At 44.8% G+C, this 14474-nt stretch carries 19 protein-coding genes; 9 read left to right on the top strand and 10 right to left on the bottom strand.

Annotated features, from left to right (window positions below):
• Positions 1–134 precede the first annotated feature (134 nt).
• Positions 135–317: a hypothetical protein gene (locus ABL924_RS09530; RefSeq protein WP_349026857.1), complete on the bottom strand. Its 183-nt coding sequence runs from the start codon at positions 315–317 to the stop codon at positions 135–137.
• A 110-nt stretch (positions 318–427) separates the two neighbouring features.
• Between ABL924_RS09530 and ABL924_RS09525 the strand changes: the two genes are divergently transcribed.
• From ABL924_RS09525 to ABL924_RS09505, 5 genes are all read left to right on the top strand, one after another.
• Positions 428–1156, top strand: a complete 729-nt coding sequence (locus tag ABL924_RS09525) for a DUF1538 domain-containing protein (protein ID WP_349026860.1) — start codon at positions 428–430, stop codon at positions 1154–1156.
• Positions 1153–1932 (top strand): DUF1538 domain-containing protein, encoded by a 780-nt coding sequence (locus tag ABL924_RS09520; protein WP_349026856.1) that lies wholly within the window; start codon positions 1153–1155, stop codon positions 1930–1932. The genes ABL924_RS09525 and ABL924_RS09520 overlap by 4 nt, the downstream gene beginning before the upstream one ends.
• An 8-nt stretch (positions 1933–1940) precedes the next feature.
• The gene (locus ABL924_RS09515) at positions 1941–2291 is read left to right on the top strand and encodes a P-II family nitrogen regulator (RefSeq protein WP_349026855.1); all 351 of its coding nucleotides are present in this window, start codon (positions 1941–1943) and stop codon (positions 2289–2291) included.
• Positions 2288–2698 (top strand): CBS domain-containing protein, encoded by a 411-nt coding sequence (locus tag ABL924_RS09510; protein WP_349026854.1) that lies wholly within the window; start codon positions 2288–2290, stop codon positions 2696–2698. The genes ABL924_RS09515 and ABL924_RS09510 overlap by 4 nt, the downstream gene beginning before the upstream one ends.
• Positions 2699–2844: 146 nt before the next feature.
• Positions 2845–3048, top strand: a complete 204-nt coding sequence (locus tag ABL924_RS09505; protein ID WP_349026859.1) for a cold-shock protein — start codon at positions 2845–2847, stop codon at positions 3046–3048.
• Positions 3049–3128: 80 nt separating this feature from the next.
• Here the strand turns inward: ABL924_RS09505 and ABL924_RS09500 are convergent, their stop codons facing one another.
• The 3 genes from ABL924_RS09500 to ABL924_RS09490 all read right to left on the bottom strand — a co-directional run bounded on the left by ABL924_RS09500 (position 3129) and on the right by ABL924_RS09490 (position 5702).
• Positions 3129–3560 (bottom strand): TM2 domain-containing protein, encoded by a 432-nt coding sequence (locus ABL924_RS09500; RefSeq protein WP_349026853.1) that lies wholly within the window; start codon positions 3558–3560, stop codon positions 3129–3131.
• Positions 3561–3651: 91 nt separating this feature from the next.
• Entirely contained in the window at positions 3652–4095 is a 444-nt protein-coding gene (locus ABL924_RS09495; RefSeq protein ID WP_349026852.1) for a universal stress protein, read from the bottom strand.
• A gap of 272 nt (positions 4096–4367) precedes the next feature.
• Positions 4368–5702 (bottom strand): MATE family efflux transporter, encoded by a 1335-nt coding sequence (locus ABL924_RS09490; protein ID WP_349026851.1) that lies wholly within the window; start codon positions 5700–5702, stop codon positions 4368–4370.
• A gap of 564 nt (positions 5703–6266) precedes the next feature.
• Between ABL924_RS09490 and ABL924_RS09485 the strand changes: the two genes are divergently transcribed.
• Positions 6267–6941 carry a hypothetical protein gene (locus ABL924_RS09485; RefSeq protein ID WP_349026850.1) on the top strand — a complete coding sequence of 225 codons (675 nt, stop codon included), beginning with the start codon at positions 6267–6269 and terminating at the stop codon, positions 6939–6941.
• On the opposite strand, the gene ABL924_RS09480 is transcribed toward ABL924_RS09485, so the two are convergent.
• Entirely contained in the window at positions 6930–7616 is a 687-nt protein-coding gene (locus ABL924_RS09480; protein ID WP_349026849.1) for a YggS family pyridoxal phosphate-dependent enzyme, read from the bottom strand. The genes ABL924_RS09485 and ABL924_RS09480 overlap by 12 nt on opposite strands.
• A 110-nt stretch (positions 7617–7726) precedes the next feature.
• On the opposite strand from ABL924_RS09480, the gene ABL924_RS09475 reads away from it, so the two are divergent.
• Positions 7727–8764 carry a type IV pilus twitching motility protein PilT gene (locus ABL924_RS09475; protein WP_349026848.1) on the top strand — a complete coding sequence of 346 codons (1038 nt, stop codon included), beginning with the start codon at positions 7727–7729 and terminating at the stop codon, positions 8762–8764.
• Positions 8765–8776: 12 nt separating this feature from the next.
• Positions 8777–9889, top strand: coding sequence for a PilT/PilU family type 4a pilus ATPase (locus ABL924_RS09470; protein WP_349026847.1), 1113 nt, complete (start codon positions 8777–8779; stop codon positions 9887–9889).
• Between the two features lie 79 nt (positions 9890–9968).
• Here the strand turns inward: ABL924_RS09470 and ABL924_RS09465 are convergent, their stop codons facing one another.
• The 4 genes from ABL924_RS09465 to ABL924_RS09450 all read right to left on the bottom strand — a co-directional run bounded on the left by ABL924_RS09465 (position 9969) and on the right by ABL924_RS09450 (position 13211).
• The gene (locus tag ABL924_RS09465) at positions 9969–10445 is read right to left on the bottom strand and encodes a peroxiredoxin (RefSeq protein ID WP_349026846.1); all 477 of its coding nucleotides are present in this window, start codon (positions 10443–10445) and stop codon (positions 9969–9971) included.
• 8 nt (positions 10446–10453) lie between these two features.
• Complete coding sequence (locus ABL924_RS09460) at positions 10454–10978, bottom strand: ACT domain-containing protein (protein ID WP_349026845.1); 525 nt, start codon at positions 10976–10978, stop codon at positions 10454–10456.
• Positions 10979–11193: 215 nt separating this feature from the next.
• The gene (groL, locus tag ABL924_RS09455) at positions 11194–12843 is read right to left on the bottom strand and encodes a chaperonin GroEL (RefSeq protein ID WP_349026844.1); all 1650 of its coding nucleotides are present in this window, start codon (positions 12841–12843) and stop codon (positions 11194–11196) included.
• 80 nt (positions 12844–12923) lie between these two features.
• Positions 12924–13211, bottom strand: a complete 288-nt coding sequence (locus ABL924_RS09450; protein ID WP_349026843.1) for a co-chaperone GroES — start codon at positions 13209–13211, stop codon at positions 12924–12926.
• A 139-nt stretch (positions 13212–13350) separates the two neighbouring features.
• On the opposite strand from ABL924_RS09450, the gene moeB reads away from it, so the two are divergent.
• Positions 13351–14097, top strand: coding sequence for a molybdopterin-synthase adenylyltransferase MoeB (gene moeB / locus ABL924_RS09445; RefSeq protein ID WP_349026842.1), 747 nt, complete (start codon positions 13351–13353; stop codon positions 14095–14097).
• Between the two features lie 14 nt (positions 14098–14111).
• Here the strand turns inward: moeB and ABL924_RS09440 are convergent, their stop codons facing one another.
• Entirely contained in the window at positions 14112–14330 is a 219-nt protein-coding gene (locus ABL924_RS09440) for a hypothetical protein (protein WP_349026841.1), read from the bottom strand.
• Positions 14331–14474 lie beyond the last annotated feature (144 nt).

The raw sequence follows: 14474 nt of genomic DNA, 5'->3' as shown, positions 1-14474 counted from the left end.
AAATGAGGGGTTTAAGGTTAATTTGCCCCAATTCCCCCTATTTTGCTTGTCTTGTAACATTTGTCTAGGAACAGCTTATTAAACCATATTGGTAGATTACGAATAGAAAGCTTATAAATCATATTATTGAAAATTTATTGTTTAATAAAAATGTGATTACGAGACAGGCTCGTAAGCCCGGTAACGGTGGTTGAGCATGAAGGTCTTGGTCGGGCAATCAAGATGCCGACAACGATAACGTTGCAGGCACTTAAACCCGATTTTGCGATGTTGTAGCCGCCACACTGTGGGCAGATGATTTCTTGGTAACAGGCCATGTGGAAACACTGAAGTAGTTAAATCAATTTATTATTTCATCATTCTCATGTTAATTCACATGTTTAACCGATTAAAGATCATATCGCCACCAACAAACCGTTAGATGCTTATGTTTAATCACCCTTTTATCAAACGGCTGTTCAGCAGCTTTTTTGATCTGCTTCCCATACTAGTGGTCGTCCTGTTTTTCCAGGTCGTCATTATCCAGCAAACAATCCCCAATGTGAGCCAACTAATCGGCGGAACTGTCCTGATTATTCTTGGGCTTAGCTTATTTATTCAGGGCCTGGAGCAAAGCTTGTTCCCGATTGGCGAAACTATGGCATACGCATTTGCCCGTAAGGGTAGCTTGTTTTGGTTGCTGACTTTTGCTTTCTGCTTAGGTTTTGGAACGACCGTTGCTGAACCTGCGTTAATCGCCGTAGTTGATGAAGCGGCCGAGATCGCCAGCAAAGCCAATATTATTGAGCAAACCGATGCTGCCAAAGATAGCTATGCGCTGGGTTTACGAATCACTGTCGCCTTATCTGTAGGTTTTGCCATCCTGATCGGTGTATTAAGGATACTTCGCGGCTGGCCTTTGTTCTATTTGATTATCGGCGGTTATTGTTGCGTATTGGTCATGACACCTTTTGCACCGGCAGAAATTATCGGCATTGCGTACGATTCGGGCGGTGTCACCACTTCGACCATCACCGTACCGTTGGTAACCGCACTGGGAGTTGGTCTTGCCACCGCCATTAAAGGCCGTAATGCGATGATTGATGGTTTCGGTTTAATCGCTTTTGCGTCATTGACGCCGATGATTTTCGTGATGGCTTACGGTATGTTGATATGACGGAATGGCTGCTTCATCTGGCGCAAACGCTCTTGGAAGCCTGCCGGGATATGCTGCCTATTGCTGGTATTATTATCGGCTTTCAATTATTGGTGATCCGCAAACCTATAACCAACCCCAAGAAAACCCTAATCGGCTTTATCTACGTGACTTTAGGAATCGCCTTGTTCCTTGAAGGCTTGGAATTGGCGCTGTTTCCTTTAGGTAAGTTAATGGCAACCCAGCTCACGACGCCAGAATTCCTCAATATCAGTGCAGACCAGCAAACTATTCCCTGGCAAGCCTATAAATGGATTTATGTGTTTGCAGCCAGTATAGGTTTTGCCACCACGTTTGCCGAACCTTCGTTACTTGCAGTTTCTTATAAGGCGGAGGAAATTTCAGGGGGGGTCATACAATCGCTAGGATTAAGGATTGCTGTGTCAATTGGCGTTGCTTTCGGCATAGCCTTAGGTACTTTTCGAATTGTAACGGGAACGGAGCTTTATTTTTACATCATCTCAGGGTATGTTGTCGTGTTAATCCAGACCTTATTCGCACCTAAAATGATAATCGGCTTGGCCTACGATTCCGGTGGTGTCACGACTTCAACCGTCACGGTTCCTTTGGTCACTGCGTTAGGTTTGGGGTTGGCGCAAGCCGTACCAGGACGTAATCCGCTGATAGATGGCTTTGGACTAATCGCTTTTGCGAGCCTGTTTCCTATTATTACGGTATTAGGCTACTCACAACTTGCCCAATGGCTGAATAAACGCAATCTTTCATCAAAACAATAGGGAATGCTATGCACTTCAAATTAATTATTACTTTCGTCGAAGATGACAAGACCGACTTAGTGCTGGATACCGCCCGCGCTAATGGCGCGAAAGGCGCAACCGTCATCAATCATGCCCGTGGCGAAGGTATTAAACAATCGAAAACCTTCTTCGGCTTGACCTTGGACACACAACGGGATGTATTGTTATTCCTGGTTGAAGAACGCCTTAGCCGCCATATCCTGGAAAAAATAGCCAAGGCGGGAGAGTTTGACAGCAAACCCGGTACGGGCATCGCTTTTCAAATTGATGTGGAAGATGCAATTGGCGTAATGCACCAAGTTGAAGAATTAACCCAAGAACTTGAGGATAAGTTATGAACGAAAAGCGCACTATAATCCGTGTCAAAGATGTCATGAAAACTGATTTTGGCACAATTGATGGCATTGCTACTGTCGAAGATGCCTTAAAAAGGATGAAAACCCTCAAAACAGCGGTTTTAGTTGTCAACAAGCGCCATGAAGACGATGAATACGGCTTGATTACTTCTGGAGACATTGCCCGACATGTCCTGGCAAAAGACCGAGCGCCGGATCGGGTCAATGTCTATGAAATAATGAACAAACCCGTGATTTCAGTCCATCCTGAGATGGATATTCGCTATTGTTCACGTTTGTTTGCCGATCATGACCTCGTACGTGCGCCAGTTATTGAGAACCGCACGGTCATCGGAATTGTCAGCCCGAATTCATTAGTGTTGGATGGTTTGTATAAAATCGTTCAATAAATAGCATCTAGTGAAAAATATCAGTACAATACCGCCCGATCAGAAATGGGATGTTGAACTCACGTATTACCGCTAAAAATGGTTGCTCGGTTATCAATATTGTCGTTCTGTGTTATCCGTTAGATTTTAATTTAGGAGTTTTCATTATGGCCACAGGCACTGTAAAGTGGTTTAACAATACCAAAGGTTTTGGATTTATTGCCCCTTCTGAAGGTGGTGAGGATGTTTTTGTTCATCATTCTGTGATTCAGGGAGGAGGCTTCAAAACCTTAACCGAAGGACAGTCCGTTAGTTTTGACATTGAAACTGGGCCAAAAGGCTTAACTGCTGCGAATGTTGAACCTAAATAAGCAACATCCCGTTTAAACAAAAGGGCTTTGTGAGTGATCACAAAGCCCTTTTCATTTACTCCATATCGTACGTCTAATTTTTACTTGAGTGGACGACCTTGGGCATCTTTGTCGATATGCCCACCTAAAATCAATATCGCTTCAACAAAACCCCAAAGGAAAGCGTAACCCGGTATACCAGCGACTACTATAAGCAAAGTGTTAACGATTATTTGGGTAACGGCGATGCGGTAATAGCCCAGATAAAATCGGTGCGCCCCCACATAACCGAAAAGAAGCGCCAAAAAAACCGCAAGATATTTGCGTTTGACCGCTTCGCCCTTATCCAGGGCAGCAACATAGAGGTTGATATTACAAGGTTTCACACCTCTAAGATCAAACGTAACATGGTCTCCTTGCTCAGGCGGTGCACCTGCGATCCAATCGCCCAGAATAAACTGAAATAGCTCCTTACCGTTACTTATCGTCCCAGCTTCGGCCTCAGGATCGTAATTTTGTATAACTCCTATCACTTTTTTCCGCCTTATCTATAAAATTTCGAGTCACTATACTTTTTTTTATTGGACTCCACACTAAACACCCCATCATATTAAGTGATGGGCATCAATTATCCTGCAATCTCACTGCCAGCACATCGCATTTGGCGTGGTGGAGTACACCATTAGCAGTTGACCCCAACAGCAGCGCGAAACCATGCCGACCATGCGAACCGACCACGATTAGATCAACCTGATTTTCCTCGGCAATTCGGTTTATTTCCAGCTTTGGGCTACCTAACTCAACCCAAAGCCGGCCTTCTTCTACACCCAATTTTTTGCCGAGATCGAACAGTTTTTTTCTCGCCGCATCAATCATTTCGCTTGTCAAGTCAATGTCATAAGCTGTATCCAGTGCGTAACCGACATCAGGAAGTGCCATGTTATCAACCACATGAATGATACTGAACGACGCTTTATACGTCTCTGCCAGCGATTTAGCCCTGTCGATAACAACCTGCGCGGGTTCAAAAAAATCCACCGCCAGTAATATGTGTTTGTAATTTCCCATGATACCTCCTGATTTTTATGGCTTATACTGGATCTGGAAAGAAAACGATCATACGATTAGAATCCGAAAACCACAACAACACCATACTGATGCCGAACCCTTAACCATCATCGTCATTTGTCAGTATATCGCAAACCCTTATCAGTAATAAGTTTTGATTTATACTGAATATGGTAGACAAACGACAGAAGATATAAGGTTCTGTTGGTTTGGCAGTAACTATCCTATAAATTACGCATTTACGATAATTTGTTAGCTAACGTAGCAAGACATTAAGACTGCCATCGCCCACTGATAACCGTACTCCATTTACCCAGCGTTTTCAGTATCGTCGAAACATTAATCACCCACCAGACCGCCGCCGCGCCATAACCATAATGAATAGCAAACAGCCAGCAACAGGGTATTCGTAAGATATTCAACGGTGCAGACCAATAAAAAATAGACTTGGTTTTACCAGCGCCGCTTAGGATGCCTTCCGCCAATGCCTCATAAGCGACAAACAACTGCGAAAATGCCAAAACTTGCGCGTAAAGTACCGCTTGCTGCAACACCTTCGCGTCATTCGTAAACATCCCAGATAACGCTTCCCCACCCCACCAGAACACGGCAGAAGCCAATAAGCCGAATAAGCTCACCAATCTAAACGCTAACTGTATGGCATGTTTTGCCTTGTCTACCTCCCCTGCCCCCAAGCAACGCCCCACTATACTGGCAATACCCATAGAAAACCCCCAAAACACCGGCCAGGTAAAGCCTTCCAACACCGAAAAGCCAATCCCTAATGCCGCATTAACGGTAGATCCTAACGGTGAAATCACCCATCGTAGCAATGCCCAGTAAACACCCGCAAATACTAACGTCCCCCAACACATCGGCAAGCCTACTTTGATGATGCGTAAGGCATAATTATTCAGACGAAACGCTTTAATATCAAAGTGCGCCGTCCGTGATAGCAGGAAAAGCCCCAGCAATACCGCAACGCCTTCACTAATACCCGTCGCCATCGCTGCCCCCCCGATACCCAATTTAAGCGTATAAATACATACAGGATTCAACAAAAAATTGAGTAGCGATGCGATAACTTGTAGAAGCAAAACGGTTTTGGTTCGCCCATAAGCAATAAATATGGCATCTAAAGTCGGCATAATCGCTTGTGGCAAACAATAGAGCGCATGCCAACGCAGATAAGTTTCAGCTTGCTGGGCGAGATTGCCTTGTAACCCTAAGCTTTTGACCGTCCAAGGCGCTAACGCACCGCTGGCAGTTAAAATAAGGATTCCTGCTATTAACGCAGCCGTTAACGCGCTACCAATCAGCCGCTTTTGCTCGTTAACATTCTCACTGCCAACCGCACGCGCAACCAGCGAAATCGCACCCGATGCAAAAATGGTATAGCCCGCAAAAAAGGCGATCAGTACAAAGGTGCAAGAGGCAATTGCAGCCTGGGCATCCACGCCTAGCCATTGCACCGCATATTGGTCGATAACGCGGTAAGCATTGTTCAGCATAGCCGATAATGCGGCGGGAAAAGTCAAATAAATAAGGCTTTTGGTGCCTATCCTTTCTTCCCGAAAAAATTGCTCAACCTGCTGGCTAGATTTCATGTATATGCATGGGAAGCGAAAGATAACAATAACCTAGCGCATAATACTGGTTTGGGCTAGGTTCTTCCAGGACATGATGGCTGTTGCTCGGTCTTGAATAAAGGCTTATTTTACCCGTCTTGGGGCTTGGGGTGGTGCAAAGGTCTCAAATTATATTATATGGACATGTCCTTTAGGGCATTTCTAAATAATTCAAAAAAACTCCTTCACCCTTTGCGAGAAGGTTAGAATGATGTGATTAAAATTAGTCGGTTACAATCCACATCATAGCCATCCACCTTTTAAAAGGACAGAAAAAACAATCTATGCTGAGAATGAGTTTTACCGAGATGAACATTTTTTGAAGATATTTGCACACTTGGGTATTAAGACAGTCTGCTAGGACATTGATTTATGCAGGATAACTACGCTTCTTGGGGTGCGACAATTTGCCGCATCCTCAAGGCTAAGAAAATTTGTTAGACTATATCTAACTTTTGTCGGTGTTCACTAGCGCATAAGTTAACATCCTTCCACCCCTCTATGCGGACTGACGGTCAGTCCGCATTTTTTAACGAGGTCATCATGAAAAACAGCTACATAGCTATAAGTGCTCCACCAGACACTCGTATCGAAATTGACAAGAGAGCGGCTTATCATCAGGCAGGACATGCCGCAGCCATTTATCTTGGCAACAAGCAAAAACAATTACCTGCAGTGCATTTTCAAATCGTCATCAAACCACAGCCACAATCTGATCGATTCACACATAATCATGGCAAATACACGGCAAAAGTTGAAGGTGGTCGCTTAATTCAAAGCTTGCCTATGTCGTTTGCTGAAGCTACTCAGTATTTTTCCTGGCCTGAACAAGAAGAGTGTTTGTGCGCTTTTGAAGCGGATGTTATCAATTTGCTGGCAGGGGCTCTGGCAGAGGCAAAGTATGTCGCGTCGCGTGATAACGAAGTTTTCAACCCTAACTTAGTTTACTTGGGTGCGCTAAAATTCTATGGTGGCAGTTCAGACTTGGAAGTTATTGCTGAATACCTGGAGTGCTTCATGCTTCATAAGGCTGAGCGCGACAGGAAGCTGGCAGAACTGTTTTTAGCCGCTTTTAGTTTCGTCAATAAACAATCGAATTGGTTTTCTATCAATGCCTTAGCAGAGTTTATCTTGGCTGCACATAAAGCTCAGTCTAAAGACATCATCCAATGCGAGGAAGTCATTTCTTTGCTGGAAGCATCCCGTTTAGCGGCTTAAACCTTCACGACTACCGAAAAGTGCCGTGCCTATCCTGACTATTGTAGAACTTTCCGTAATCGCAGCTTTTAGATCATCTGTCATACCAAATGAGTAAGTGTTTAGCTCAGGTAGATTGAGATTAACAACAGCTTGAACAAGTCTTTTATAAGGTAAGCGTTGCTGTTCAAAATCATCTTGTGGTGCAGGGATCGCCATCACGCCACGCAGCTTTAAGCGTGGCAGTACGGCTACTGCCGAACAGAGTGCAGGCAATTCAGCTAAGCTAATCCCTGATTTGCTCTGTTCACCGCTGACATTAACTTGCAGGCAGATATTCAAAGGTGGCAAGTTGGTTGGTCGTTGTTCGCTTAAGCGTTTGGCAATCCGCAAGCTATCAACACTGTGTACCCAGCTAAAATGATGGGAGATCAACTTGGTTTTGTTGGATTGAATAGGGCCGATGAAATGCCAGGTGATGTTATAAGCCCCCAGTTCTTGCTGTTTTAGTAAAGCTTCTTGGCAGTAATTCTCCCCAAAATGGCGAAGTCCAGCTTGATACCCCGCTGCAATATCGCTTGCAGGTTTGGTTTTGCTTACTGCCAGCAATAAAACAGTCTCTGGATTGCGCTGGCACGCATGGCAATATTCTTCTATCTGACTACGAATAGCCGTTATGCTTTGGGCGATGGTCATGATGATGGTGGTTTTCGATTATAGTAAGTAATCTGGCTTTAAAAAAGCGCAGAGTTGAGCTATTGTTAGTGGATTATTTGTCCCTTTCTTTCAAATTCCAGGAGTAAACATTGGATATTGCCGAATTACTAGCTTTTTCAGTTAAAAATAACGCTTCGGATTTACATTTGTCAGCAGGTTTGCCGCCTATGATACGGGTTGATGGGGATATTAGGCGAATCAACATCCCCGCGCTAGAACATAAGGAAGTCCACGCGCTTATTTATGACATCATGAATGATAAGCAGCGGCGTGACTACGAAGAATTTCTGGAAACCGACTTTTCCTTCGAACTGCCTGGTATAGCGCGGTTTCGGGTGAATGCGTTCAATCAGGAGCGCGGTGCTGCGGGCGTGTTCAGAACGATTCCATCCAAGGTGTTATCACTGGAAGATTTAAAAGCCCCCAAATTTTTTGCCGAACTGACCACGAAATCACGCGGTTTGATTTTGGTAACCGGTCCCACAGGCTCAGGAAAATCAACCACTTTGGCGGCGATGATTAATCACATCAATAACAATGATTACGCCCATATCCTGACGGTTGAAGACCCTATCGAGTTTGTTCACGAAAGCCAAAAGTGCTTGATTAACCAGCGCGAAGTGCATCGGGATACCCACGGTTTTAATGAAGCCTTACGCTCGGCACTACGGGAAGACCCGGATATTATTATGGTTGGTGAAATGCGTGATTTGGAAACCATCCGCTTGGCGCTAACGGCGGCAGAAACTGGTCACTTAGTGTTCGGTACATTGCATACTACCTCGGCAGCCAAGACGATTGACCGTATTATTGACGTTTTCCCTGCCGCAGAAAAAGACATGATAAGGTCAATGCTTTCTGAATCCCTGCAAGCGGTCATTTCACAAACATTGCTCAAGAAAAATGGTGGCGGTCGCGTTGCGGCTCATGAAATCATGGTGGGTACATCGGCCATCAGAAACTTAATTCGTGAAGCCAAAGTTGCACAAATGTATTCAGCCATTCAAACTGGACGTAAGGATGGTATGCAAACGCTGGATCAAAACCTGAAAGAACTAGTCGATCAAGGTTTGATTCATTCCAAAATGGCAATGAGCAAAGCCGTTAATAAAGACATGTTCCGTTAAACAGAGAAAATCATGGATTTTAAAGCCTTATTAGAATTGATGGTGCAAAAAAGGGCATCCGATCTATTCATCACTGCTGGTAGGCCGCCCACTATGAAGGTCGAGGGGGCGCTGGTTGAGGTTTCCAAAACCATACTGACCGCCGAGCAATCCCTAATAGTTGTGCGCAGCCTTATGGATCAACGGCAAAAAAGCGAGTTTGAAAACACTAAAGAGTGCCAATTTGCCGTCGGTTATCCTGGTCTGGGTCGGTTCAGGATTAGCGCGTTTACCCAACGCGATGCCGCAGGCATGGTGTTACGGCGAATTGAAAACCAGATTCCTGATGCAGAGGATTTGCATTTGCCCCCTATCCTTAAAGACTTGATTATGGAAAAGCGGGGGTTAGTTATTTTTGTTGGGGCAACAGGCACAGGTAAATCTACCTCACTTGCCTCGCTAATAAAACACCGGAATCAAAATAGTAGCGGTCATATTATTACTATCGAAGACCCGATAGAATTTCAACATCCTCATCTGGGTTGTATTATTACTCAACGAGAGGTTGGGATTGATACGGAATCTTACGAGGTTGCTTTAAAAAATTCCCTTCGCCAAGCACCTGATGTCATTTTAATTGGTGAGATCAGAACCCGCGAGACTATGCAAAATGCGATCACTTTTGCTGAAACTGGACACTTATGCTTATCTACTCTACATGCGAACAATGCAAATCAGGCGCTAGACAGAATCCTGCATTTTTTTCCAGATGAGATGCACGATCAGTTGTGCATGGACTTGTCGCTCAATTTGCGTGGCATTATCGCTCAGCAATTGATTAAACGAGCCGATGGCAAGGGCCGCTATCCCGCTGTTGAAATATTGCTGAACACACCATTAGCCAAGGATTATATCCGCAAAGGCGAAGTAACCAAGCTCAAGGAGCTGATGAAATCCTCCCGTGAGCAGGGTATGCAAACCTTCGATCAGGCACTTTATGATTTGTATGTGGCTAGTAAGATTAGTTATGAAGATGCCTTGAATGCAGCCGATTCCAGAAATGAAGTCCGCCTGATGATTAAGCTAGGTGCTACCCGTGCGGGCGGGTTCGACATTGACGATATGCTTCTTTCTGAGACTGAATAACTTGTAGGCTGGCTTTGTGCCAATAAGTTATCTAATGAACAGGGCAAACTATAATAAGGGGCAACCCTAGGGGCTGCCCCTACGCTAATGTCAGTTCCCCCAACGCCAGCAAAACTTGGTCACAATGACCCTTGACGCTTATCTTGCGCCACTCGTGTACCAATACGCCTTGTGGGTCAATTAAAAAAGTACTGCGTTCAATCCCCTGAACCTGTTTGCCATACATGTTTTTCATTTTGATGACATCAAACAACTGGCAGAGTGTTTCATCCTTATCCGAAATCAAGTCAAAAGGGAATTCCTGTTTGCATTTAAAATTTTCGTGGGATTTGAGAGAGTCTCGGGACACACCTAATACAATCGCATTCAATGCCGTGAATTTTTCGATATTATCCCGAAAATCCTGACCTTCTTGCGTACAGCCTGGGGTGCTGTCTTTGGGGTAAAAATACAATACAACAGTTTTGCCGCGATAATCACTTAGTTTCAGGCTTTTATCGCCAGTCGCTTGCACTTCAAAATCCGGCATAACGTCGCCGATGCTGGGCTGGGTCATTGTTATACCTATCGTTTTATGGGTTCAAGAATTGCGTCAATATTTAAATGATCGCAAAAATCCAAAAATTCCTCACGCAACGATAAGAGATGCAGTTGCGGGGGGATCAGAATTACCAATTTGGTCGAGAATACCGGCGTTTGGGCATAAGGTGCTAGATAAGAACTCCCCGTTATTTCCTCGATTTCAATGTCGCGTCCGAGCAGAAAAGTGGTAATCGATTCGACGATGTTTTCCCTGTCTAAGGAAATGGTCTCCAGAGTATAAGGCACAGATTCCTTGCCTTTCTCCTTAGCTTCGGTTCGTAGCGTGTGAATTTTGATTTCCATGCGCTTTTGAATTAAATCCAGGGCGCTTTCCACTTTGGCTATCTGATTCCAGTTACCTTGTATTAACAAGTAGCTGGCAGTTGACTGTCCAAGGCGTGACGACCTTATTTCAACAACATTACATTTACAATCACGGATGATGGGCAGTATTTCCGCAATAAAATGGGTGTGAAGCTTTCCTAGAGCAGTAATGGTTAGTTGCATGATTTTTTAAGTTGTTGTTTGGCAGAATTCTAACATCAAACGGAAAAAGTTTGATTAAGGATTACATAAATTGCCGTAACTGATCGTTATGATCTATATAGTCAATAATATGGGGTTTGAATTCCTTATATGCAATATGGCATAAAAAAGCCCGGCTGCTTTTCACAACAACCGGGCTTCCGTTTTTACAGCAAGAATGCTATAAAAGCAGCAGATTACATCATGCCGCCCATACCACCCATTCCGCCCATGCCGCCCATATCTGGCATGCCGCCTACTTTTTCATCGCTAGGTGCATCAGCAATCATAACTTCTGTAGTCAGCATCAAGCCAGCAACAGAAGCCGCGTTTTGCAGTGCAGTACGGGTTACTTTGGCAGGATCTAGGATACCCATTTCGATCATGTCGCCGTACACGCCAGTTGCGGCGTTGTAACCGAAGTTACCTTTGCCTTTTTGCACTTCGTTAAACACAACTGAAGGCTCGTCACCCGCGTTGGCAACGATTTGACGTAATGGCTCTTCCATCGCACGGCGCAAAATGTTAACTCCCGCTGTTTGGTCATGATTTTTACCTTCTAAACCAACCAAAGCAGACAAAGCACGAACTAACGCAGTACCGCCACCAGCCACAACGCCTTCTTCAACGGCTGCGCGTGTTGAATGCAGGGCATCTTCTACACGGGCTTTCTTTTCTTTCATTTCGATTTCGGTTGCAGCACCGACTTTGATTACCGCTACACCGCCAGCTAACTTAGCCAGACGTTCTTGCAGTTTTTCTTTGTCGTAGTCGGAAGTTGCATCTTCGGCTTGTGCGCGGATTTGGTTTACGCGGCCTTTGATTTGCTCTTCAGAACCTGCACCATCAATGATGGTGGTATTTTCTTTAGTGATTTGTACTCGTTTCGCAGTACCTAATTGGCTCAATTCGGCTTTTTCTAAGCTTAGGCCGACTTCTTCAGAGATGACAGTACCGCCAGTTAACACGGCAATGTCTTCCAACATGGCTTTACGACGATCACCGAAACCAGGGGCTTTAACGGCGGCAACTTTTACGATGCCACGGATGGTGTTGACCACCAGAGTTGCCAAGGCTTCGCCTTCAACGTCTTCTGCTACGATCAATAATGGACGACCTGATTTAGCAACGGCTTCCAAGATTGGCAACATTTCACGAATGTTGGAGATTTTCTTTTCGTAAATCAGGATAAGTGGATCATCCAGTTCAACGCTCATGTTTTCTTGTTTGTTGATGAAGTAAGGTGACAAATAGCCACGATCAAACTGCATCCCTTCAACCACGTCTAAGGAATTGTCAAGGCCTGTGCCTTCTTCAACGGTGATTACGCCTTCTTTGCCGACTTTTTCCATTGCTTCCGCAATGATTTTGCCGACGGATTCATCTGAGTTTGCTGAGATTGTCCCGACTTGTGCAATCGCTTTGTTATCGGCGCAAGGGGTTGCAGAAGCAACAATTGCTTCAACGGCTTTAGTCACGGCTAAATCAATACCGCGTTTTAAGTCCATTGGGTTCATGCCAGCGGCAACGGCTTTCAAGCCTTCGTTGACGATAGATTGCGCCAATACGGTTGCAGTCGTAGTACCGTCACCAGCAACATCAGAAGTATGGGAAGCGACTTCCTTAACCATCTGTGCGCCCATGTTTTCGAATTTGTCTTTCAATTCAATTTCTTTTGCAACGGATACACCATCTTTAGTGATGGTTGGAGCGCCGTAGCTTTTATCTAAAATTGCATTACGACCTTTAGGACCCAAAGTCACTTTAACTGCATTTGCCAAAATATTAACGCCACGCGCCATACGGGTACGTGCGTCATCACCAAATAATACGTCTTTTGCTGCCATGTTTTATTCCTAATTCGTTTGTTTATGGTAGGGAATGGTACGCGCTGCGTACTCTACGGGCTGATATGGTAAAAAGCAGGTTAGCCTACAATGCCCATGATGTCTTCTTCGCGCATGACGATGAGGTCTTCGCCATCAACTTTAACTTCGTTGCCAGAATATTTACCGAACAATACCTTGTCGCCAACTTTGACTTCCAAAGCGCGGACTTGGCCGTTATCCAGCTGTTTGCCGCCGCCTATTGCCAATACCATACCTTGGCTGGGTTTTTCAGCCGCAGAGCCTGGCAATACGATGCCACCTGCTGTTGTCGTTTCTTCTTCAAGGCGTTTGACGATCACTCTGTCATGTAACGGACGTATCTTCATATATCTCTCCTAGAGGTTTTGTTAAGGGTTAATGTGTTATTAGCACTCGCTAGCCATGAGTGCTAATAATAATGAGCTTTTGCAGTCTGTCAAGTTCTTTGGCATCATCTTCCACCTGAGCTAATCAATAAAACAACTTATGAATGACAACCAACTGCTACGTTATAGCCGCCAGATCATGCTGCCCCAGTGCGATATGGCCGGACAACAAAAACTGCTCACAGCCCGTGTTCTCATTGTGGGCGCGGGCGGCTTGGGTTCACCTGCGGCCATGTACCTCGCCGCTGGCGGTGCCGGTCACATCACGATTTATGATAACGACGAGGTGGATTTGTCCAATTTGCAAAGACAGATTGCCCATCACACTGACGATGTGGGGATGGATAAGGTAATTTCAACCCGTAATATGCTTAATCAATTAAATCCAAACGTGCAGGTGGCGGCTGTTAAGCAAAGATTGCAGGGTGGGCAACTGGATGAAGAAGTCAAAAAGGCGGATGTAATCTTGGATTGCAGCGATAATTTTGCGACCCGGTTTGCCGTCAATAAAGCCTGTGTAGCCTTTCGGAAGCCCTTGGTGTCGGGGGCTGCAATCCGGTTTGAAGGTCAAGTGTCTGTATTCACACCAGGAATTAGTGCCAGCCCGTGCTACAACTGCCTGTATAAAAATGAAGGGGAAGAAATGCAAAACTGTGCGACTAACGGTGTAATCGCGCCCATTACCGGCATTGTGGGCAGTATCCAGGCGTTGGAGGCGATGAAGCTTATCATCAACACGGGAGAAACTTTAACCGGAAGATTATTGTTGATTGACGGGCTAACGATGAATATCAAAACCATGCATTTCAAAAAAAATCCAGGTTGCCCAACTTGCGGCAACCTGTGACGCACAGTGGATTTTTACGAGGATGTGTTGTTTTTATTAAGCTGTTTTTTTACAAAAGCTATGGCCTTTTCGGCCAAATCGTTGACCAAAGACGGGCTGTCGCCATGAGGTTCAATATCGCCAAACGGCTTGCCGTCCTTCTGCGTGAATTTATAGATGAAATAACCTAGAGGTGCAAAAGCCACCGCACCAATTGCAATCATCGCCAAAAAAAGTCCTGCCACATCATTCATGATGCCTCCTTATCGCCAGTTTGTTTGAATTGTTATTAATAGTAAATCAGGCGATACTTGATGATACGCTTTTCTAACAAAAAATAAAGTGTCTTGCTCGGTAAATCCCACCCAAAATCCAGCAACTTTTTTGGGTGAAAGCAG

The sequence above is a fragment of the Methyloglobulus sp. genome (genome assembly GCF_040079455.1).
Lineage (GTDB): Bacteria > Pseudomonadota > Gammaproteobacteria > Methylococcales > Methylomonadaceae > Methyloglobulus.
Note: the sequence above shows the minus strand (reverse complement) of the source record. Positions and strands in the feature narration are given on the sequence as shown.

Bases quoted from the DNA above. Each gene is read 5' to 3' on its own strand.
- ABL924_RS09505 (WP_349026859.1), top strand. From the start codon at position 2,845: ATGGCCACAGGCACTGTAAAGTGGTTTAACAATACCAAAGGTTTTGGA.
- ABL924_RS09490 (WP_349026851.1), bottom strand. From the start codon at position 5,702: ATGAAATCTAGCCAGCAGGTTGAGCAATTTTTTCGGGAAGAAAGGATA.
- ABL924_RS09485 (WP_349026850.1), top strand. From the start codon at position 6,267: ATGAAAAACAGCTACATAGCTATAAGTGCTCCACCAGACACTCGTATC.
- ABL924_RS09450 (WP_349026843.1), bottom strand. From the start codon at position 13,211: ATGAAGATACGTCCGTTACATGACAGAGTGATCGTCAAACGCCTTGAA.
- ABL924_RS09510 (WP_349026854.1), top strand. From the start codon at position 2,288: ATGAACGAAAAGCGCACTATAATCCGTGTCAAAGATGTCATGAAAACT.
- ABL924_RS09520 (WP_349026856.1), top strand. From the start codon at position 1,153: ATGACGGAATGGCTGCTTCATCTGGCGCAAACGCTCTTGGAAGCCTGC.
- ABL924_RS09470 (WP_349026847.1), top strand. From the start codon at position 8,777: ATGGATTTTAAAGCCTTATTAGAATTGATGGTGCAAAAAAGGGCATCC.
- moeB (WP_349026842.1), top strand. From the start codon at position 13,351: ATGAATGACAACCAACTGCTACGTTATAGCCGCCAGATCATGCTGCCC.
- ABL924_RS09480 (WP_349026849.1), bottom strand. From the start codon at position 7,616: ATGACCATCGCCCAAAGCATAACGGCTATTCGTAGTCAGATAGAAGAA.
- ABL924_RS09460 (WP_349026845.1), bottom strand. From the start codon at position 10,978: ATGCAACTAACCATTACTGCTCTAGGAAAGCTTCACACCCATTTTATT.
- ABL924_RS09495 (WP_349026852.1), bottom strand. From the start codon at position 4,095: ATGGGAAATTACAAACACATATTACTGGCGGTGGATTTTTTTGAACCC.
- ABL924_RS09465 (WP_349026846.1), bottom strand. From the start codon at position 10,445: ATGACCCAGCCCAGCATCGGCGACGTTATGCCGGATTTTGAAGTGCAA.
- ABL924_RS09515 (WP_349026855.1), top strand. From the start codon at position 1,941: ATGCACTTCAAATTAATTATTACTTTCGTCGAAGATGACAAGACCGAC.
- ABL924_RS09530 (WP_349026857.1), bottom strand. From the start codon at position 317: ATGGCCTGTTACCAAGAAATCATCTGCCCACAGTGTGGCGGCTACAAC.
- groL (WP_349026844.1), bottom strand. From the start codon at position 12,843: ATGGCAGCAAAAGACGTATTATTTGGTGATGACGCACGTACCCGTATG.
- ABL924_RS09525 (WP_349026860.1), top strand. From the start codon at position 428: ATGTTTAATCACCCTTTTATCAAACGGCTGTTCAGCAGCTTTTTTGAT.
- ABL924_RS09440 (WP_349026841.1), bottom strand. From the start codon at position 14,330: ATGAATGATGTGGCAGGACTTTTTTTGGCGATGATTGCAATTGGTGCG.